Origin of the sequence: Dyadobacter pollutisoli (assembly GCF_026625565.1) — a bacterium.
Lineage (GTDB): Bacteria > Bacteroidota > Bacteroidia > Cytophagales > Spirosomataceae > Dyadobacter > Dyadobacter pollutisoli.
Genome location: NZ_CP112998.1, coordinates 570,632 through 591,728, shown reverse-complemented (window position 1 = coordinate 591,728; position 21,097 = coordinate 570,632). Strand labels below are relative to the sequence as shown.

Annotated in this window: 21 protein-coding genes; 6 read left to right on the top strand and 15 right to left on the bottom strand. The window is 45.1% G+C overall.

Annotated elements, in window-relative coordinates; all coding sequences use genetic code 11:
* Nucleotides 1-35 precede the first annotated feature (35 nt).
* The 6 genes from ON006_RS02610 to ON006_RS02585 all read right to left on the bottom strand — a co-directional run bounded on the left by ON006_RS02610 (nt 36) and on the right by ON006_RS02585 (nt 7,679).
* Nucleotides 36-3,248 (bottom strand): hypothetical protein, encoded by a 3,213-nt coding sequence (locus ON006_RS02610; protein WP_244823556.1) that lies wholly within the window; start codon nt 3,246-3,248, stop codon nt 36-38.
* Nucleotides 3,249-3,264: 16 nt separating this feature from the next.
* Nucleotides 3,265-4,335 carry an NAD(P)/FAD-dependent oxidoreductase gene (locus ON006_RS02605; RefSeq protein WP_244823555.1) on the bottom strand — a complete coding sequence of 357 codons (1,071 nt, stop codon included), beginning with the start codon at nt 4,333-4,335 and terminating at the stop codon, nt 3,265-3,267.
* Between the two features lie 7 nt (nt 4,336-4,342).
* Nucleotides 4,343-5,044 (bottom strand): (d)CMP kinase, encoded by a 702-nt coding sequence (gene cmk / locus ON006_RS02600; protein ID WP_244823554.1) that lies wholly within the window; start codon nt 5,042-5,044, stop codon nt 4,343-4,345.
* Between the two features lie 123 nt (nt 5,045-5,167).
* On the bottom strand, nt 5,168-5,701 hold the full coding sequence (locus tag ON006_RS02595; RefSeq protein ID WP_244823553.1) for a GNAT family N-acetyltransferase: 534 nt from the start codon (nt 5,699-5,701) through the stop codon (nt 5,168-5,170).
* 7 nt (nt 5,702-5,708) lie between these two features.
* Nucleotides 5,709-6,299, bottom strand: coding sequence for a LutC/YkgG family protein (locus tag ON006_RS02590; protein WP_244823552.1), 591 nt, complete (start codon nt 6,297-6,299; stop codon nt 5,709-5,711).
* Between the two features lie 3 nt (nt 6,300-6,302).
* Nucleotides 6,303-7,679, bottom strand: coding sequence for a lactate utilization protein B (locus ON006_RS02585; RefSeq protein ID WP_244823551.1), 1,377 nt, complete (start codon nt 7,677-7,679; stop codon nt 6,303-6,305).
* A 242-nt stretch (nt 7,680-7,921) separates the two neighbouring features.
* On the opposite strand from ON006_RS02585, the gene ON006_RS02580 reads away from it, so the two are divergent.
* Nucleotides 7,922-8,317 (top strand): hypothetical protein, encoded by a 396-nt coding sequence (locus ON006_RS02580; protein ID WP_244823550.1) that lies wholly within the window; start codon nt 7,922-7,924, stop codon nt 8,315-8,317.
* A 53-nt stretch (nt 8,318-8,370) separates the two neighbouring features.
* Here ON006_RS02580 and ON006_RS02575 read toward each other — a convergent pair whose 3' ends face one another.
* The 8 genes from ON006_RS02575 to ON006_RS02540 all read right to left on the bottom strand — a co-directional run bounded on the left by ON006_RS02575 (nt 8,371) and on the right by ON006_RS02540 (nt 14,906).
* Nucleotides 8,371-9,150, bottom strand: a complete 780-nt coding sequence (locus tag ON006_RS02575) for a (Fe-S)-binding protein (protein ID WP_244823549.1) — start codon at nt 9,148-9,150, stop codon at nt 8,371-8,373.
* A 4-nt stretch (nt 9,151-9,154) separates the two neighbouring features.
* Nucleotides 9,155-9,847: an endonuclease/exonuclease/phosphatase family protein gene (locus tag ON006_RS02570; RefSeq protein ID WP_244823548.1), complete on the bottom strand. Its 693-nt coding sequence runs from the start codon at nt 9,845-9,847 to the stop codon at nt 9,155-9,157.
* Between the two features lie 119 nt (nt 9,848-9,966).
* Nucleotides 9,967-10,305, bottom strand: a complete 339-nt coding sequence (locus ON006_RS02565; protein ID WP_244823547.1) for an L-rhamnose mutarotase — start codon at nt 10,303-10,305, stop codon at nt 9,967-9,969.
* Between the two features lie 12 nt (nt 10,306-10,317).
* Nucleotides 10,318-11,148, bottom strand: coding sequence for an amidohydrolase family protein (locus tag ON006_RS02560; RefSeq protein ID WP_244823546.1), 831 nt, complete (start codon nt 11,146-11,148; stop codon nt 10,318-10,320).
* A 1-nt stretch (nt 11,149) separates the two neighbouring features.
* Nucleotides 11,150-12,013 (bottom strand): fumarylacetoacetate hydrolase family protein, encoded by an 864-nt coding sequence (locus ON006_RS02555; RefSeq protein ID WP_244823545.1) that lies wholly within the window; start codon nt 12,011-12,013, stop codon nt 11,150-11,152.
* Between the two features lie 157 nt (nt 12,014-12,170).
* A complete protein-coding gene (locus ON006_RS02550) occupies nt 12,171-12,944 on the bottom strand; it encodes an SDR family NAD(P)-dependent oxidoreductase (RefSeq protein WP_244823544.1) in 774 nt (257 codons plus the stop codon).
* Nucleotides 12,945-13,024: 80 nt separating this feature from the next.
* The gene (locus tag ON006_RS02545; RefSeq protein ID WP_244823543.1) at nt 13,025-13,300 is read right to left on the bottom strand and encodes a hypothetical protein; all 276 of its coding nucleotides are present in this window, start codon (nt 13,298-13,300) and stop codon (nt 13,025-13,027) included.
* Nucleotides 13,254-14,906, bottom strand: coding sequence for a UxaA family hydrolase (locus ON006_RS02540; protein WP_244823542.1), 1,653 nt, complete (start codon nt 14,904-14,906; stop codon nt 13,254-13,256). The genes ON006_RS02545 and ON006_RS02540 overlap by 47 nt, the downstream gene beginning before the upstream one ends.
* Before the next feature lie 157 nt (nt 14,907-15,063).
* On the opposite strand from ON006_RS02540, the gene ON006_RS02535 reads away from it, so the two are divergent.
* The 4 genes from ON006_RS02535 (at nt 15,064) to ON006_RS02520 (ending at nt 19,708) form a co-directional block, all read left to right on the top strand.
* Complete coding sequence (locus ON006_RS02535) at nt 15,064-15,969, top strand: AraC family transcriptional regulator (protein ID WP_244823541.1); 906 nt, start codon at nt 15,064-15,066, stop codon at nt 15,967-15,969.
* Nucleotides 15,966-17,594: an adenine deaminase gene (ade, locus tag ON006_RS02530; protein ID WP_244823540.1), complete on the top strand. Its 1,629-nt coding sequence runs from the start codon at nt 15,966-15,968 to the stop codon at nt 17,592-17,594. The genes ON006_RS02535 and ade overlap by 4 nt, the downstream gene beginning before the upstream one ends.
* A 159-nt stretch (nt 17,595-17,753) precedes the next feature.
* The gene (locus ON006_RS02525; protein WP_138481917.1) at nt 17,754-18,335 is read left to right on the top strand and encodes an RNA polymerase sigma factor; all 582 of its coding nucleotides are present in this window, start codon (nt 17,754-17,756) and stop codon (nt 18,333-18,335) included.
* 101 nt (nt 18,336-18,436) lie between these two features.
* Nucleotides 18,437-19,708 carry a replication-associated recombination protein A gene (locus tag ON006_RS02520; RefSeq protein WP_244823539.1) on the top strand — a complete coding sequence of 424 codons (1,272 nt, stop codon included), beginning with the start codon at nt 18,437-18,439 and terminating at the stop codon, nt 19,706-19,708.
* Here ON006_RS02520 and ON006_RS02515 read toward each other — a convergent pair.
* Nucleotides 19,702-19,938 carry a hypothetical protein gene (locus ON006_RS02515; protein ID WP_244823538.1) on the bottom strand — a complete coding sequence of 79 codons (237 nt, stop codon included), beginning with the start codon at nt 19,936-19,938 and terminating at the stop codon, nt 19,702-19,704. The two genes, ON006_RS02520 and ON006_RS02515, sit on opposite strands and share 7 nt — an antisense overlap.
* A 160-nt stretch (nt 19,939-20,098) precedes the next feature.
* Between ON006_RS02515 and ON006_RS02510 the strand changes: the two genes are divergently transcribed.
* Nucleotides 20,099-20,644 (top strand): YfbU family protein, encoded by a 546-nt coding sequence (locus tag ON006_RS02510; RefSeq protein ID WP_244823537.1) that lies wholly within the window; start codon nt 20,099-20,101, stop codon nt 20,642-20,644.
* Nucleotides 20,645-21,097 lie beyond the last annotated feature (453 nt).

Below are 21,097 nucleotides of genomic sequence, written 5' to 3'. Positions count from 1 at the left end.
AACCGTATTTTTCGTTTTTATACTGATCGTTTTTCTCAAAAATCGTAACCTAGTGTTACATAAGGAATTGGTTTGTTGGTATATCCATTGTCAACTCCCCAGGCATAATCAAATTTGGCATAGAACCCAAACAATGTTGTTCTTACACCTGCTCCGTAACCCATTAAATAGGGGTTTTTAAAGTTGGTAACGGTTGCACGGAAGGGATCATCCTCACTACCAATGATCTGGGTATTCAAACTGTTATTTTCGCTAAACGGCCCTTTTCCTGTCCAGGCTGTACCAATGTCCCCAAACCCAACGATTTGGAAATTACGCAGGAAGCTGGAAGTGATAGCCCCACGGTAGAGGTATTTTACCAAAGGAATGCGTAGCTCTGCATTCAGCAACATATAGCTTGTTCCTGAAAGGCGGTTCAGATTGAAACCTCTTAGATTGGTCGCGAAATCGGCAAAGAAAATATCGCGGTTGTCTTTCTGGAAATTCAATGGATTGTCGCCTGTTCTGGTTTCTTTCCGGTTGCCGAGCCAGTTCTCCATGCCACCCAAAATGTTTTGCTTAGGTGCCTTACCGCCGGAATGACTTGCCGACGCACGAATCGCCAGGATCAGGTCACGGTGTATTTTTTGATAATGACGAAAATCAAGACTAACACGGTTAAAGCTTTCGTTACCATTTGACAGCCCCTGATGCATGTCATAGCGCAGTTTCACGCGGGTACCCTCCATCATATTCATACCATTCACACGTGTATTATCAAACACATATTCCGTACGCAAACCGCCATAGCTCGAAGCCAGATCAGGATTTGGCAAGATATATACATCGATCATACGGGTCGAGGTGAACATCGGAGACACTGAAAACCTGCTGGTAGTCGAGAAAGGATAGGATGCCGTAAAGATCAGCTGGTTGAACCTGTATTTCTGAGGCGCCCCTTCTGTGTCCACGTAGAGGCTCTTTCTATCGACACGAACCCCGAAATCAATGCGGTAGGTGTTGTTATTATATTCTGCAAAAAGATCGCTGTTTCTGAAATTGGACGAGATGAATAGGCCAGCCTTGATCACATGGTTTTCTAAAAGATCGTTCATTGAAATGGATTGCGCAAAACCAAATCCCCGGATCGGGTCAATGCGCCAGTCTGAATTCGCATCATTGGTGATAAACAATCCCTTGTAAGGATACGGACCTTTGACAGCAATATTTTCACGAGTTGTTTTGGACCTGGAAAGCGAACTTGGAGTTGTAGGGAAACTACCTCTGTTTCGGCGTGATTCGAAAGCTTTCAGAACGTCCTCGTCAAACTCATAATTATCCGTGTCTACTTCACCGTCTTTCAATGCCAGTTTCTGCGTGTCCGCGACCTGGGCAGCTTTTGCAGCCGAATCAGCTTTGACGGCCTGCGCTTTAACATCACCGCCAGCACTACTACCTGCTGCATTCAGCGAAGGGGTATTGACTGTTGCATTGATATCAAAACCGTTTTTGAATGCAGCAGTGTAATAGCCGTCATTCAAATAAGTGTAAGCAAGGGCCCCACCCGATTTGATGGTAATGTCTGCGTTTCTGATATTCTGAATGTAGTTGGTCAGCTGTGAGCTGCTGGTCGAGGCGCGGTTGTATTTAAACAAATTACTTACGCCTTTTTCGTTGGAAAGGTAAACCACGTCGCTTTCATCTGCATAGATCGGCAAAATCTTCGATTTCCCCTCTGCCTGTACCAGTTTGATCAGATTATCGGACTTTGGCGTACCGTCATGCTCAAATATGGTAAATGCAGACGATATGGATTTGTAATTTCCCTTATCTCCTGTTCCCAGCGAATCAAGCGGCCGATTAGAAGTAAAAACCACTCTTCTCGAAGAACCCTGTACAAAGCGGGGTGAAAGATCGTCGTAGAGGTCATTGGTCAACGGTAATGCCGAAGCTCTTGCGACGCTGATCAGGAATAAATCATTTTGTCCCCCCTTATCGGCACTGACCGCCAGCATGGTACCGTCGTGCGACACATCCATATCCACAATCTGATCCAGACCGCGAATGTTACGTTTCAGCTTAACCTTAACCTTTTTGGTACCAAGGTTTTCATACATATAAAAATTCTTGCGATCGTTTTCCGAAGCAAGGATCGACAATGTATTGTTTCTCGACCAGCCTAAAAGCGGTGGCTGCGTTTTTGCCCTTCCGCCAATAAAGTCCAGTTTTCCCTGACGCACTATTTTCTTGGAACCGGTTTCGCTATCGAACAGATACACTTTGTACCTGCCATTTTTAATTTCACTTACGGCCGTAAATTTCTTGTCAGGAGACACCTTAATAACCGCGCTGGCATCGGAAACACTGAATTCATTCAGCTTGTACTTCCATGTCGGACTAGGATCGGTATAAAATTGCTCTGCGTTTTTGTTCTGATTGAGATAATAAGCCCGCCAGTCTCGCAGGAATTTGTTATAGGATTGGATACCCAATGTACTTGTGATGCTGGTCTGCTCGGTGCGGATAATGCGGGTCAGGTTGAGAATGTCGGATATTTTGTCTTTTCCGTACCGCTCGGCAATGTAATTCCAGATTGAATGCCCGATCAATGTCGCGTCATTACCGGTCATCAATGTTGGTTTTCTGACATTACGGTTTTTGAAAAAATCACGCATATAATCATTCAGCTCTGGCGACCAGCCCTCGGCGATATAGGCCGCAGTACCTGACATAAACCATTCAGGAAGCGTCAGAAGCAACGAACTTTGTAATGCCTCCTTCATATTGCCTCCATAAAGCATGTCGTAAACGAACAAGAGACTGATGTCTTTTACCAGTTTTTTACGAAATCCGATCTGGTCTCCTGTGTAAGCAACCTCCACGCGTGACTGGGAAAGATCCAGCTTTTGCTCATTGAGATTGTCCAGCGTGGACAGTCCCATGTTACTTTGTTCGAGCTCAGCCGGCGAGTTGTACAGAAAGATTTTCACGCGGCTGTAAGGTGTCCAGCCGAGCACATCGGTTATTTTATCAAACTCGCTTTCAGCGTATTGGGCAGTTAGTTTGGCAAGCGCCGTGCCACCCTGATAATGGTATATTTCGAAGTTGGTGGTCCTAAAAATCTTCCAGTTGAAAGTTTTGTATTGCACCCTGTTTTTTCCAAAAGTCTCCTGAGAAGGATAGCGTTGTGCTAGTGATTCGGCAAATAATCCTAAAACTGCGATAAGGCCGACCGAAAAGGTTAATTTGTATATATATCTTATGCTCATAGTACTAGGGCTGACTTCAACGGAAATATAACGAAAAATACCTTTTAATATTAACTAACGGATTCAATTCTTTGCCGTTTTCAAGATGCTGAACAAGCTGATTCGCAAAAAATGGTGCCAACGTTACACCTTTCGTCCCTAACCCATTGAAAAGAATAACATTACTATGTTCGGGATGCACCCCAATGAGCGGTCGTCGATCCTTCACAGACGGCCTGATACCGGCCGTAGCCGAACAAATGCTATATGGTATCCTGATCAATGCTTTCAACTTGCTTTCCAACTCTTCGGTCGCCTGCTGCGTAGGCTCCCAGTCCAGCGGGTCCCACGAATAGGTGGCCCCTACCCTGCACGTATGCTCCGAAACGGGAAGAATAAAAATCCCCTGATTAACAATATACGGCTTTACAGCGCTTTCTGTGGCAATTTCAAGAATCTGTCCTTTGACCGGAGCAAATGGAAGCCAGTTGAAAAAGTCATTCTGCAAAGCCATAAAACCCTGACAAAAAACGACTTTTCCGAAGGTTATATTTTTCCAGGTTACCGAATCATTTTCAATGTGCAGATCTTCCAAATCGAAGTGCGCTTCCGTATACTGACCATTCCTGATAAAATAGTCCCTCGCCTTAGTCAGTAACAATGGCAAATCCACCCACCCCGACCGGATCACTTCCAGCCCGCCGAACTCAGCATGAATGTAGTCAGTGAGGTCAGCACCATTCGTTGCCTGTGAAATGTAGGGTGAGATCCCGGGGTCAGCCGTCTGAGCCAGATACGTATTCTGCTCTTCGATAGATCTGAATGGACGATAAATGGAGGCGGAATGAAGCACTTCACAATCCAGTTCCCCTCCTATATTCGTGTAAAATGCATTGGCATAAGGGAAAAGATCGTCCGCCAGCCAGGTTTTGACCAGTTTTTTTCCAGTCAATGGGTTAAATATTCCGGCTGCTACTTTGGAGGACGACGGCAGGGATGAATCCCCTACAATCAATATTTTTTTCCCAAGTTCCTTTAAATGCCAGGCCAGCGAGGTACCCGCAAGACCTTGACCTACAATGAGGTAATCGTAATCTATCGTAGCCATGCAGGTATTATTGGTGTTTGCGGCGAAGCGATAAACCGATCTGCTCGTCGGCAAGCCTCACTACGAGCTCCACCTGCTCATCAAGTGTCATCATTGAATTATCAACGTAGATCGCATCCTCGGCTTGTCTTAGCGGACTTTCGGCGCGGTGGGTATCAATGTGGTCCCGCATTCTGAGGTTTTCTGAAATTTCTTCCAGTCCTACTAATTCGCCCTTTTCCATTAGTTCCAGCTGCCGTCTTTGCGCCCTGATCAACGGGTCGGCCGTCATAAATATTTTCAGTTCCGCTTGCGGGAATACGACGGTACCAATGTCACGACCGTCCATGACGATTCCCTTGCTTTTACCCATGCGCTGTTGCTGGGCTACCATGGCGTGCCTTACCTCGGCAATAGCGCTCACGTCGCTTACCTTTTCGGATACATACATTTTACGGATCTCGTCCTCAACATTCAACCCATTGAGGTAAGTATCATTCCGGCCAAGCTCTGCATGCCTGCGGAAGGAGATCTGAATGTTACTCAGTGCCAATTCTATTTCTTTTGGATTTGTAAGCCCGATGTGATTTTGTACAAAGTACAGTGTTACAGCCCGGTACATGGCTCCGGTATCGATATAGGGGTAATTGAGTTGCCTGGCAACGAGTTTTGCAGTAGTGCTTTTGCCACAGCTGGAATAGCCATCAATTGCAACGATTATTTTGGGCATATAAGTAAGACGTGGTTTTTCGACAGGTTGTAAAAGTACATCCTACATTCCTGAGAAAATAGTAAAAGAGAACATTGCAAAAATAAAAAAGAATAAGCGCGGAAGGCTATTCAGGGAGGGTTTTTAAAGCCGCGGGAAGGAATTATTGTCGCGGAGTATTACAAACAAATGTTCGTCAAGCATTTGGCCATTTTTGGTAATGGCTTTGCGGTGAATCGCTTCCAAATGGTACCCTGCTTTTTCCAAAACCCGCATCGATGCGAGGTTTGTTTCAAATACCCCGGCAAAAAGACGATGGATACTGGTATTTTCAAAGACCCAGGACGTCATTTGTTGCAACGCCGAAGTCATAATATTCAGTCCCCAGTAAGGTTCTCCGAGCCAATATCCTATTTCTGCATTGTACCGGTGAATGTCCTCCTGTCGTAGCACGCCTATGCCTCCGACAAATTCGTCACCATAAAAAACGGCCCGGTGGAAGCTTTCATCGTTCCTCCTGCTGTTGCAGAAATCGATCCAGTAATGGGCGTCGGAAAGTGTATAAGGATACGGAAAGTTATCGCGGACCTGGGCAACAACATTTTCATTATTAGCGAGCATTGACAGTCGTTCTGCTACCTCTCGTTCAAATGGCCTGAGTGTTACCGTTCGATCCATTCTTTTGCTATTCTTCCTCTTCTATCAAAAAGATTACCATACTTCTGGCACCATGCGCACCAATCACCAGTGACTGCTCGATATCGGCGGTTTTGGACGGCCCGGCTATAAAACATCCCCAACCGGTAGTGTCCAACAGACGTTCATAAGCATCATGCATATTGTTGACCAATGCTTTTCTCGGTATTACAAAAGCGAGGTTCTGCGTAATAAATGGTAAAACCCGGTGGGACAAATATTTATCCGAAATCCAGACCGCACCATTCTCGGCCACACCGAATTCTGCTTGCAAAATAGCAATTTCGATCATTTCCAGCTCATGCGGGTCGGAAACATTAAGACTGAAATCAGCCCAGCCGCCCAGCTCGGGAATGGTAGTAGCACGATTGACAACCGCCCCATAAAGCTCTGCGGCCTTAGCCAGCAACGCTTCTTTATTTTTAACCACTATTACTTCTGTGTAAATGGCTGTCAGCGTTTCGATGAACTTGCTTTCTGTATTTTCAAAGTTGCTGTCAAACCGAAAATTCGATGGCAAAGCCATTTCAGAAGGCTTATTCAGTTTGATCTGCTGCAATATTTTTTCCCTGGAAGTCATTAGCTATTCTTTTCTGTTACGAACATACCAATCTCTGAAACTTTCCTTTGGCGGCTCAGGCATTTCCCGCTGCTTGTACCACGGGTTCATACTATTATTAACCATAAAAGGTATCGTGCGCATCACAGAGCGTCCAAGCCTGCCCGACCATTGATAAAACCGCGGCTGAGACAATACGATCGACATTGCCTTGATCCCTATTTCTTTCGCCTGCGGTACGTGTCCGCCTTTGACAAGCACCTGCCTCCATTTATACAGCTGGTCGTGAATGTCAATCTTCACTGGACATACATTGGAACAGCTGCCGCACAATGTACTTGCAAAAGGCAGGTCAGCATTCTTGGTCATATCCAGGTTAGGTGCGAGGATAGAACCGATCGGACCGGCGACAGCATTATGATAACTGTGCCCACCGCTTCTCCTGTAAACCGGGCAAGTGTTCATACAGGCGCCACAACGGATACATTTCAATGAATTCCGGAAATCGGCCCGCCCAAGCTGCGTGCTTCTGCCATTATCGACAATGATAATGTGCATTTCCTGACCTTCGCGTGGCTTTTTGAAATGACTGCTGTATGTAGTAATCGGCTGGCCGGTGGCGCTTCGTGCGAGCAATCTAAGGAAAACACCCAGGTGCTCCTGTTTTGGGATTATTTTCTCAAAACCCATGCAGGCAATGTGAATGTCAGCCAAATGCGCGCCCATGTCCGCATTACCTTCATTGGTGGAAACCACAAAGCCGCCGGTTTCAGCGATCGCGAAATTGACACCGGTCAATGCCGCCCTTCTTGTCAGAAATTTGTCTCTTAAATGTTGTCTTGCCGCCTCAGTCAGATATTGCGGGTCAGTGGCGCCGGCCTCGGTCCCCAGGTGTTCATGGAAAAGGTCACCAATGTCTTTCTTCTTTAAATGGATCGCCGGAAGCACAATGTGGCTTGGCGGCTCATTTCTCAGCTGCACAATCCTTTCTCCCAGGTCAGTATCGATCACATCAATACCGTTTCTGGACAAAAACTCATTCATGTGACATTCCTCGGTCAGCATGGACTTGCTTTTGACCATCTTGTCAATGTTGTGCTGCTTCAAAAGTCCAAGCACGATCTCGTTATGTTCCGCTGCGTCGGCTGCCCAATGCACATGAACACCATTTTGCTTCGCATTTTCTTCAAAAGCGGTCAGCAGCTCGTCCATATGAGACAAAACATAGTTCTTGATCCCGGACGCCGCCTCCCTCAAATGCTCCCATTCCGGCAACAATTTGGAAGATTTATCCCTTTTCTGGCGCACAAACCATAGGGTTTCATCATGCCAGTTAACGTATGGTTCGTCCTTATTGAATGTTTCCGAAGCAACTGAATGCTCAATAATTGCCTTAGACATAGTTATCTTAACAATTTGATAATAGTATTTTATAAAGAATAAGAATTGTACTTTTCACATTCGTAGTACTATTCCAAGTTTGCAATTTGTTTAATAAACAACTTTTTAAAATCCTTTAAAAAGCTATTTTATTGTAATGCAATATCTTATAATTTTGAATTACAAAGTTTTTCGATCGGGGCATCGGAGTCTGAAACAAGTTTATTTTAACTTTTTTTAGACACAATTAAATTTTAACTCCTATGAAAACCAAAAACACTCTTATTATCGCAGCCTTGACTGGCTTGCTTCTATCAGGATCCGCATTTAATTCAAATGCTCAGGACAACATCGCTACTTCAGATAAAACCGAAACAGCTTCTACCAAGCTGAACATTCTGCAAGTTAAACCTATGCAATTCCGCGTTTCATATAAAAATCCAATTTCAAAAACAGTTGTAGTTCGTATCCTGGATACTGACCACAATGTCTTGTTTTCTGAAAACAGACGTGTAGATGCAAACTATTTGAAGTATTTCGACTTATCGACCTTGATGGATGGTACTTATACCTTCGAAATCACGGACGGTAAAGAGAAGGCTGCACAATCGTTTGACATTTTGACTACAACCAGCCGCGTTGTTTCTTCAATCAACTAACGACGGGCTCTTCTCAGATTCTGACTTCCGTAAACTTTGTAAAATACCGGTGCTCACATAATGGGCTCCGGTATTTGTTTTTTAACAGCGCTGTTCAATATTTCTGCAATGTGTTTGATCTGCACATTGGAATTACCCCTTTTCAGAATCCCTCCCAAATGCATCAGACAGCTCATATCTGAACCAGTAATGTATTCAGCATTGTGACGGATGTGATCCGACACCCGATCTTTGCCCATTTTGACGGAAACCGCCTCTTCACTTACACAAAACGTCCCGCCGAATCCGCAACATTCATCCGTGCGGTCCAAATCAATCAATTCGAGTCCTTTTACTTTTTTCAGAAGTGTCACCGGTTTGGAAAATGGCTCCGCATTCAGCTCCGACATTTGCGAAAGATAAAGCCCACGCTGCCCGTGACATCCCTGATGTAACCCTACCCGGTAAGGAAACTCAGCCTGAATGGAGTCAATTTTCAATATATCGGTGATAAATTCCACCAGCTCGTAAACCCTTTTTCTCAGTACTTTGGATTCGTCGACCTTATTTTCAACTTTCAAATGCTCCTTAATATGCAGCACGCAGCTGCCGGAGGGGGAAACCACGTAGTCGCAGTCAGCAAACTGATCGTAAAACAGCCTGTCGCAGTCCTTCGTCAGGTGCTCAAATCCCGAATTAGCCATCGGCTGGCCGCAGCAAGTCTGGTTCAGCGGAAAAGTGACGGTACATCCCAGCTTTTCAAGCAATTCCAATGTCGCTATCCCAACCTGCGGATAAAACTGATCGACATAACAGGGAATAAATAATCCGATTTTCAAATTTGAGTAATTCATTGGTTTACCAAAATTCAATGGTGGCAAGTATGGGATAATGGTCAGAAACGGTCGGGTAATTCCTTACCACTTTGTAATTTTTGACGCGTACCTTATTATTAAGCAATGCAAAAATATAATCCAGCCGGTCGCCCGGTAAGCCTTCATTCCAGGTCCGCATTTGTGATCCTTGAGCTGCATCGTGCCAGTTGGTACGGAACGAGAAGTACGGCTGCTCATTGGGCCTGGCACCCATATCCATACCCAGCACCACTGGCTGTACGCTATTCACAAGCATTTGATTGATATAGGCCGCCTGCAATGCCCTGTCCATCACAGAAGCATATTCGAGTCTGGCATTACAAAACCTGAATGTCAATCCACGAGCAGGTTTGATCAGGCCACATAACAATATTTTGGGATCCGAACCAGCCGTTTTGGGAAGCTCAATAGTCTGTGCATTTTCAAATGGCCAGGCTGAAAGTATCCCCACTCCCTGCGATCCATTGTCCGATTTGTCGGCCACGCCATATAAATAATGCATGCCGGTTTGAACCGCAATCTGCCTTAGCTGGAACTGGACCTTGTTTTTATCAACCAGGCTGTCAACCGCCTGCAGTGCGATCAGATCCGGTTTATGTTCTTTAATGATCCTTAATATCTCAATCAGATTAGGCTGGTCCGCCATATTCAGGCCATGGCGGATGTTGAAACTCATTACCTTAATTTCAACGGCCCGCCGGGGCTGTGATGCAAGCAATGCGAATGAAAAACCAAAAATGAATACCAAATAAGCTAATCTACTCAACCTGATCGAATGCTAGTTCACGAATCCTTTCATTGTTCTTTGAGGGCGAATATTTGATCCATCAGCACCCACTTCTCCCCCGGCTTGGCCAGGGGGAATGCTTGCTGGTACTTCCACATCAGCTGCTCCCACTCCTGAACTTTCGGATTGGCAGCATCCATTTGTGCTTTATTTTCAAAACTGAAATCATCCTCCGTCTCCATGATCATAAAGAGGCGGTTACCGCTCCGGAAAATATCCATCCTGGTGATGCCTGCATCGGTAATGCTCTTCTGAATATCAGGGTGTACCCTTGTATGGTAATCTTCGTATTCTGCTATCATCACAGGATCGTCTACCAGATCCACTCCAAGGCAATACTGTTTCATATTATTAAGTCCTTATAAATCAAGATTATAAAAACGGATAGCATTCGTACCCATCACCTGTTTCATTTCAGAATCCGAAAACATGCTGAGATAATCGGTCAAGATTCCTTTCGCACCTTCATACTCCGCAGCTACGAGGCATGCAGGCCAGTCGGAACCAAACATCAATCTCTCCGTACCAAATGCTTCGAAAACCACGTCCAGATAAGGCCGGAAATCTTCCTTTTCCCAGTTTTGCCAATCCGCCTCGGTAACCATTCCGGACACTTTGCAATGTACATTAGGCAATTCTGCGAGTCTCCTTATATCGTCCGCCCAGGGCTGTATTTCTCCTTTTTTGATCAATGGCTTAGCAATGTGGTCCAGCACAAAATGTACATTGGGCAGCTTCACCGCAAAATTGAACGCCTCCCGGACCTGACGCTGATGGATGAGGATATCATAAGTAAATCCAAATGCAACCAGCTGGCCTACGCCTTTGATAAATTCGGGCTGCAATAGAAATCCGTCGGGTTCACCCTGCACTACATGCCGGAAACCCTTTAGTTTTTCGAATTGCGAGTACTTTTCCAGCTTACCATACAAATCGTCAGCACGCAAATCTACCCAGCCTACTACCCCTTTCACAAAACCATTCGCCTCAGCCTGTTGCAGCAAAAAATCTGTTTCCGACTCGGATTGTGACGCTTGCACCGCCACGCAGCCGTCGACGTGATTGGCTTTCAAAATCGGCCTCAGATCCTCAGCAAGAAAGTTTTTGCGGATAACCTGCATATCAGGAGTTATCCACGAATCCCGCTCCTCGTCATATATCCAGAAATGCTGATGCGAATCAATAACCATATTATAATGGCTTCCAGGCAATTGCTTCCTGCTTTTGAACGCCAAGTTTTTCAATTCCCAATTCCACTACATCACCTGGTTTAAGGTAAACCTGAGGCTTCATGCCCAACCCTACACCTGCTGGCGTTCCAGTTGTAATGACATCCCCCGGAAGCAAAGTCATGAATTGGCTTAAATAGCTTACTAAAAAAGGAATGTGGAAGATCATGTCGGAAGTATTACTATCCTGAATTTTCTTTCCATTCAAAATCAGCCATAAATCCAGCGCATTAGCGTCACCCACTTCTTCGGCTGTAACCAGGTAAGGCCCCAGCGGCGCGAATGTATCGTTACTTTTTCCCTTTACCCACTGTCCTCCGCGTTCCATTTGGAATGCGCGTTCAGAATAATCGTTATGGACTGCATAGCCCGCTACATAATCCAGCGCATCTGCTTCTTCCACATAGCTTGCTTTCTTGCCGATCACCACTGCCAATTCCACTTCCCAGTCTGTTTTTTCAGAATTTCTCGGAATAATGACCTGATCAAAAGGTCCGCAAAGCGCAGACGTCGATTTGAAGAAAATAATAGGCTCCTTAGGCAATTCCGTTGCGCCAGACTCGTACGCATGCTTCGCGTAGTTCATTCCAATGCATACGATTTTGGACGGACGAGCCACGCATGAACCGTACCTGAAACCTTCGGCTACTTTGGGGCAGCTATCCGCGTTGGTACCCAGCCACGTGCTCAGTCGCGCCAGGCCGTCGGTAGCAAAAAATTTCTCATTGTAGTCTTCACCAAATGCGGACACATCCAGTTTTGTACCGTCTGCAAGTTCTACGCCAGGTTTCTCCTGTTCAAATGCACCAAATCGAAAAAGTTTCATATTTTGACTTCGGCTTTCAGCTGTCAGCTTTCGGCCATTTTTTTAAGGTTACTTCGGCTTTCGGCGATCGGCCGTCAGCTTTTTTAGATATATTAATTTTTATAAAAACACCAAGCAAACAAATAACCGACTGCCGATAGCTGACGGCCTAAATCCTCTAATTATTCAGCTTCTCAAATCCTCCGTCAATCAGATAATCACATCCTGTGATGAAGCCCGCTTCGTCTGAGCAGAGGTATAATGCCAATGCCCCAATTTCTTCGGGCTTGGCCATTCTGCCGATCGGCTGTGTTTTGGAAAGTTTTTCAAACATTTCCTCCTCTTTTCCCGGATAATTTTTTGAAATAAAACCATCTACAAAAGGTGTATGGACACGGGCCGGCGAAATGCTGTTACACCTGATACCGTCTCCCAGGTAATCGCGGGCAACCGATAATGTCATGGAATAAACTGCCCCTTTGGCTGTTGAATAGGCAAACCGGTCGGGTATCCCCACCGTCGCTGCAATGGATGCCATATTAAGCACTACTCCACCACCATTCGCTTTTAAATGAGGAATGGTAGCCATCAGACAGTTGTAAACGCCTTTTACATTGATGTTAATGACCCGGTCGAAATCAATTTCAGCGGTAGTATCTGCCTTTCCAACGTGCGCGATCCCAGCATTGTTGACCAGGATATTGATCGGTTTTTCAGATGCAATGGCATTCACCACATTAACCACATCGGCTTGTTTGGAAATGTCCAGTGCATGTGCAGCCGCTTTTCCGCCCTCCGCAATGATTTCATTAGCTACCTGATTGGCGAGGTCAATATTCAGTTCAAGAATATGTACAAAAGCGCCTTGTTTGGCAAAGGTTTTGGAAATCGCCAGCCCGATTCCGCTAGCTCCCCCTGTTACCAATGCTGTTTTACCACTCAAATCAAACATGTACTTCGTATTATATGATTGTAAGAAAAGTTCTTTCCTTTCGGTGTTTACCCGTCTTGGGGGCTGATCTGTCCGCATCTCTATGCTGCGTGGATCTGCATCTCTGGCCATGACCAGGGGTCTCCGGTCTGGCCCCAGCATCTCCGGTCTCGCCTCAGTGTCTCCTGCCTGGCCCCAGGGTCTCCTGCCTGGCCCCAGGGTCTCCTGCCTGGCCCCAGGTCTCCTGCCTGGCCCCAGGGCTCATGCCTGGCCCTAGGTCTCCTGCCTGGCCCCAGGGCTCCTGCCTGGCCCCAGGGCTGAAGCCCTGGGTTATAGGGATACGCCTCGTTTCCAGGGGATGAAGTCGTCTTGGCCAAGTTGCTGGGCTTTGGTGAGGTCTCCACTGGCTACTTTGATAACGTATTCGAGCAGGGCTTCTGCGTTTTGTTCTATGCTTTGCGTACCGTCAACTACTGCTCCGCAGTCAAAGTCAATGACATCCGGCATTCTGTTTGCTAATGCTGTGTTGGTAGCTACCTTCGCAACCGGGCAAATTGGGTTACCTGTTGGTGTTCCCAAACCGGTCGTGAAGAGAATAATATTGGCTCCTGCGGCAGTTTGCCCAGTGGTCGCTTCTACATCATTACCAGGTGTGCAAACCAGTTGAAGACCCGATTCAGTCGCTCTTTCTGTGTAGTTCAAAACATCGGAAATGAATGCATTTCCTCCTTTTTTCGCAGCACCGGCTGATTTTATTGCGTCTGTGATCAAACCATCCTTAATGTTTCCCGGAGAAGGATTAAAAGCAAATGCCGAACCTACCGCTTCTGCTTTACCCGCGTAATCCCGCATGAGTTTTTCAAATTTGGCCGCTTTTTCTTCGGTTACACAACGGTTCAAAAGCTCTTGCTCCACACCATTCAATTCCGGAAATTCAGCCAGTAACGTTTGTCCACCAAGTCCTACTACCAGGTCAGACAAATGCCCGAGTACCGGATTGGCAGAAATGCCTGAAAATCCATCAGAACCGCCGCATTTAAGTCCTACCGAAAGTTTAGACAATGGTGCGTCACTGCGTTCAAACTCATTGATCTTGGTTAGACCCATGAATGTTTCCTTGATAGCACCTGACATTAATGAATATTCAGTCCCTTTCTGGTGTTCAAATGCAAAGAAAGGTTTGTTGAAATGCGGATCTCTTTTTTTGATCTCGTCTTCCAAAGTTTTCAGTTCCGAATTCTGGCAACCCAGGCTCAGAACCGTGATTCCAGCTACGTTAGGATGAACCGCATAAGCTGCAAAAAGCGCGCATAATGTATTCGCATCAGCCCTGGTACCGCCACAGCCACCTTCGTGGGTCAGGAATTTGATACCGTCGACATTTGCAAATGGCCGCTCTGGTTTCTTCCTAGCCACTGGACTTTCTATAAATGCTTCCAGGCTTTTGATTTTCCTCATATCCCCGGCCTGGTATAAATGCAAAAATTCTTTCACCTGCTCGCGATACATATCCGTTTGCGCATAACCTAGCTCACGCTCGAAAGCATCCTTCATGATCAGCACATTGCGGTTTTCACAAAATACCAGTGGTAGTACCAGCCAGTAATTGTAAGTCCCTACCCTGCCATCTTCCCGATGATATCCTTTGAAAGTCCTATTTTGCCACTTGCTAACGTCAGGCTGCGTGTAGGAATAAGGCTGGCGGTTTGCAGTACTGTAATCGCGCGAATCATGTTTCAGATTGAATGTCGTGATCGGCTCGCCCTTTTTGATCGGCTGGGTAGCACGGCCAACAAGCACGCCGTACATAATGATAGCGCCGCCGGTTTCGATGTCTTCCGTAACAAATTTATGTTTAGCCGAAACACCATACTGCAACGCATAATGGTTACCATCCCAGGCTACGTCCGCGCCTGCCGGCAGATCGCGTAAAGCAACAATTACATTATCGGAAGGATGGATTTTTAAAAGCTGGGACGCCATAGTTAACTTCTAATGATTTTATTTTAAAAGGATATTCCAAATAGAATATATCAACAAATGAACAGAATTATTTCAATACATCGAACTGGAATAATAGCAAATTTTTCAACTATATTGGCATATATTTCTCTTTTAAGGAATAAACGTGTAATTATTTGTGAAACCACAGCTTCTCAAAGTACCAAAAGGATTACAAAAGTCGTTCAGCATCAGGCAGGATGTGGTGCTTTACTTCTATAACAGATGGCACTATCATCCTGAATTAGAGCTCATTCACATTGAACAAGGCTCAGGAACACAGTTTGTCGGGGATAACATTCAGAATTTTCAGAGCGGAGACCTCTTGTTGATAGGCCCTAACCTGCCACATTACTGGCGATGTGACGAAAAATACTTCCAGCGCGAAAGCAAACTTTACGCACAAGCCACCGTCGTGCATTTTTCGGAAGATCTTTTTGGTAAAGCATTTCTCAGTCTTCCTGAAAACAAGGCGATTTCAGAGCTACTTTTTAAAGCAAAACTGGGAATGAAACTGTCAGGTGAAGGCACTGAAAAAGTGAAGGAGCTCTTGCGAAACCTGCTGAATCAGACGAGTGGTAACCCTGTCATATCACTACTTCAGATACTGGAAACCCTTGCTCAATGTGCCGAAGTAAAACTACTTTCGAATACGCAATACCAGCACGAGTATGATCAATACGATACGGATCGAATCAACCAGATCTACCAGTATTCGATCAGCCATTTTCAGAAAAAGATATCCATTGAAGAAATTTCGGAAGTGGCGAATATCAGTCCGCATTCTTTTTGCCGGTATTTCAAAAGTCGCAGTCGCAAAACTTACTCGCAGTTTTTGCTGGAATTGCGCATTGGACACGCCTGCAAACTGCTTTCAGAAACCAAATTACCTGTTGCGCAAGTGTGTTTTGAAAGTGGTTTCAACAATTTTGCCAATTTCAATAAATACTTTAAAGTACATACCGGCAAAAGTCCGTTGCTTTATCAAAAGGAATTCCGGAAAATCCCGATCAGTCATTTACCCAATCTTTCCCCCGTCACATGAAAGCCAATATTGTCGATATTCTTAATAAAACAGTTTATGAAGCGGAGTTAAGCATTGAAAATTCGCTCATTAAAGATATCGCGCAGCTCGGGCCGGAGAATCCCGCGTTACATTATATAATGCCCGGGTTTGTCGACGGGCACGTACATATAGAAAGCTCCATGCTTACACCCTCGCAATTTGCACGGTTGGCGGTTGTCCACGGAACGGTAGCCACGGTTTCGGACCCGCACGAGATCGCGAATGTGTTGGGAGTTGCAGGCGTGGAATTTATGATCGAGGATGGGAAGCGGGTACCTTTCAAATTTTGCTTCGGGGCACCATCCTGCGTCCCGGCAACCGTTTTCGAAACCGCCGGTGCTACCATTGACGCCGACGAAGTTGGAGCACTTCTTTGCAAACCTGAAATAGGTTACCTGGCAGAAGTAATGAATTTCCCAGGTGTGCTGCACGAGGACCCGGATATGATGGCCAAAATAGCTTGGGCTAAACATTATAATAAGGTAATAGACGGCCACGCGCCCGGTCTCCGTGGCGAGGATGCGAAAAAGTATGCATCTAATGGCATTGGCACTGATCACGAGTGCTTTACATATGATGAGGCCAGGGAAAAGATTGATTATGGTGTCAAGATCCTGATCCGGGAAGGTAGCGCTGCTCGAAATTTCGATGCATTGATACCATTGATTGCCAAGTTTCCGGATCGCATCATGTTCTGTTCCGACGACAAGCATCCCGACAATCTGGTGGAAGGGCATATTAATGTACTTGTCAAACGTGCCTTACGGTCGGGCTATGATCTCTGGGATATCCTGCTGGCGGCCTGCATCAATCCGGTGTTACATTATTCTTTACCTGTTGGCTTGCTGAAACCCAATGACCCGGCGGATTTTATCATCGTCGACAACCTGAATGACTTTAACATACTGGAAACCTGGCTGAATGGAGAGCTGGTAGCTCAGAACGGGCAGTCATTGCTCCCGGACCTCAGAAGCGCTCAGCCTAACCAGTTTAACTGCCAATTTAAGAAAGCGCAGGATTTTAAATATATAGTAGAAAATGCGGCAACCCAAGTAAGGGTAATTGAAGCATTGGAAGGTCAATTGATAACAAATGAACTGATCAGTGCAGCCAGATATCAAAATAATGAACTGGTCGCTGACCCGGACAAAGACATACTGAAAATTGTGGTGGTTAACCGCTATCATGATGCCAAACCGGCGATTTCATTTATCAAAAATTTCGGACTGAAAAAAGGTGCAATTGCATCTTCCGTAGCCCATGATTCCCATAATGTTATTGCTGTGGGCTATGATGATGAGCGTATTGCAGAGGCGGTCAATCTTGTAATCGGTGCAAAAGGCGGTGTTTCAGCAGTCGGTAATGGTGACAAACATTTATTACCGTTACCAATCGCTGGTCTGATGAGTGACGTGGATGGCTACGAAGTGGCCAAATCCTATACAAACCTGGATAGATTTGTAAAAGACGAGCTCATGTCCACATTGCAATCCCCTTATATGACGCTCTCTTTCATGGCGTTACTCGTAATACCATCATTGAAACTAAGCGACAAGGGGCTTTTTGACGGTAAAAACTTCAAATTTGTCTCATTAAGTATTTGATTAGTTACATTTTTTTAGAAATTGCATCATTAAACTTTGAAATATAATTTTCTGATGAAAATATTTTTTTAATACGTTTTTTTATAAATATATTTACAAGTGTAATAATGACCCTTATTAACATACATTCCTAACCCCAATCAAAATCCTTTCCAAACAATGGCTCACCTACGCTACAAGCAAGAAGAAGAACTCTGTTTTTGGGATCAGTTCAGAAAAGGCGATGAAAATGCTTATGCATGCCTGTACCGCTCTTACGTTCACATTCTTTACCAGTATTGTTCTCAGTTCACGATTGACAAACCTCTGATTAAAGACTGCATTCACGATTTATTCGTCGAATTATGGAGAAACCGAATGACGCTGGGTGACACCACTTCCGTTCGGTTTTATCTTATGGCCTCAATCAAAAGAAAGCTGGTCCGCCATTTAAATGCTCAGCAGAAGCATACGAGCAACGAAGATATTCCGGTAGAATATTGGCATATCAACACTCCTTCTCACGAAAATCACCTTATTTCGGAAGAAGAATTCGAGTCAACCAATCAACACCTGAATGTAGCGATCAACGGATTGCCACGCCGCCAGAGAGAAGCCATTTTCCTGAAATTTTACATGAACCTGAATAACCACGAAATCGCTGATCTGATGAAAATCAACATTCAGTCGGTTTATAACCTGGTATTTGGCGCATTGGGAAATCTCAAAAAACAAATGACACTGGAAAGGCTTACATTCTAAAACCTTCACCTTACGACATACGATTACAAGCGTGGCGAACTATGCCACGCTTTTTTTGTTAAATAACCATATCATTAACAAACAAAAATAAACCTATCTGCATGACGCTGATGTCAACTCCCCTCGCCGAACGTCTTCGTCCGAGAGTGCTGGACGATTTTGTGGGGCAGGAAAAGTTATTGGGAAAAAACGGCCCGTTGCGCCGTGCCATCTTGCAAAACACCATTCCTTCAATGATCTTCTGGGGCCCTCCCGGTGTTGGCAAAACCACACTGGCATTACTGATCGCAGAAACGACGAAGAGACAATTTTATAATCTCAGTGCGATTAGTTCCGGGGTCAAGGACTTGCGGGAAGTGCTGGCACGTCCGTCCGGCCTTTTCCCTGCCATTTTATTTATTGATGAAATTCACCGCTACAATAAAAGCCAGCAGGACGCATTACTGGGTGCAGTCGAAAAGGGCCAGGTTACACTTATCGGGGCAACTACCGAAAATCCCTCATTTGAGATCAATTCGGCACTTTTGTCCCGCTGTCAGGTTTACATTCTGGAAGCATTTGGCGAAAGCGAACTGAAAGACCTGATCGCCAGGGCGCTGTCAAAAGATCCGTGGTTGAAAGAAAAGAACATCAAATTCACCTCTTATGATGCTCTTTTGCGACTTTCCGGCGGAGACGGCCGAAAGCTGCTGAACCTGTTGGAACTGGTCGTTCTGGGCAAAGGCGAAGTTTCCGAAATCGAGATCACCGACGAATGGGTTACCGAGGTAGCCCAGCAAAATATTGCCCGCTACGACAAATCCGGAGAGCAGCATTACGACATTATTTCCGCGTTTATCAAATCGTTAAGGGGCAGCGATCCCAATGGTGCGATATACTGGATGGCCAGGATGATCGTAGCCGGGGAAGACCCGTCTTTCATCGCCCGCCGGATGCTCATTATGGCTTCGGAAGACATAGGAAATGCCAATCCTACGGCTATTATTATGGCCAATGCTTGCATGCAGGCTGTAAATGTGATCGGTTATCCCGAATGCCGCATTATCCTCTCGCAGGTAGCCATTTACCTGGCCACTTCGCCAAAAAGCAATGCGAGTTATCTGGCTATTGCGGACGCCATTGAAGCTGCCAAAAACACTGCGCACTTACCAGTACCCTTACACCTGCGCAATGCGCCTACGAAGCTTATGAAGCAGATCGGATATGGCAAGGAGTACAAATACTCGCATGACTTTGAAGGTAATTTTGCGAAGCAGAACTTTCTGCCGGACGAAATCAAAGGAAGCAAATTCTTCGAGCCAGGTTTCAACGCCCGTGAGGAAGAAATCCGCAAAAAATTACAAAGCTGGTGGGGTGATTGGTACGGTTACTGATCCTTGGTTCTTTTTAGCTTGTCAAGAAACTCTGAGAACGGCAGATTTGGAACCTGATCTTTTTTGGCTGGTTCATTCCATTCTTTGGCTAGCTTTTTAGCAAGTCTTTCGATATTTTCGTCTGTTTCCAGTTCCTCCGCGAGCGTGGAAAGCAAGGCAGGGTCCGGTGCCTGGTTTTCAGGTGGGTGTGATTGTTCCTGCTGGTCCTGCGAAGAAGATTCGGTCTTCATGCGATCTGATTGAGAGGAAAATAAGTAAGAAAGAGCATTGAGTTAAAACTTCTGCAAAGATGCGTTTATCCAATGATAAATTCAGAAATATTCCACACAATTATGCAGGGAAATTGAAATTTATGAAGTTAAATTGCTGTGCAACAGAACAACTAACCCCATGATCCCAGAAAGTATACCACTCTTGGAGCGACAGATATTGATCAATCAATGTAAGATCCTTTACCTCAGCAGCGACGAAAAAGAGCGCGAAGTGCTCGAAAGACGCATTGAAATTTTAGAAAAAGGATACACTGGTCTTTATCCCAAGGTTTTCAACACATTATACGAAGAAGTGCCCATTAGTGTTTATAATGAAATTTCGGATATCATGAGAATGTATAGCCGTATTAATGAGTCGATCAGGCTGCTGTCCGATGCCGACAAGGAACTGCTTGACCTCGCCTCGCTCGAATTCGAAGGATTTGACCAGGATAGTGGAATGCATTATTATATGATGTCATACCTGGTAGACCGGATGGATGAGCATGGCGACTACAAAGGACGGCAGCTAAAAGCCCACAACAGTTTGTGTATGATTAAATATGGGAAAATGCTATCCGTATTTTCAGAATATGAGGCGCAAAGGAAATTGAAATATTCTTCTTTGGATTTGCAAAAATTCATTGACTCTGTGACTTCCACAGCGGAGCATTTGCAAAGCTGAGTCGCCAATCAAAACCTTTAAATAAAAAAAACATTCATTTTAGCGATAAAAAATATTATTTGTCAAGCAAAAGCAGGAGTTATATAAAGAAATGATTAAATTTGTTATTGAAAACCAGTCAAATGGTTATCAATAACGTTGAGTAAAATCGAACATCCCGGCTACTTTGTATCCGGGATGTTTTTTTATGCTTATATCATCGATCAGTGTAGCTGCATTTTCCTCAGTCGCGTGGCATTGCGCTTCATATAAAGCCTGTCACTGACGGAAAAGTGTTGTGTAGTATTGCCGGACTTCCTCAATTGTAGCATCAGCCACACACCGCCAACAGTTGCGCCTATCAACACAAGAACAAAAAGATAAGGAGCAATAAGATAGAGATTTTGAAGGAGCTGTGTCATAATTTCCAATGTTTAGCCAGGTCTACCATTTTCTGACAACATTAGATAAAAT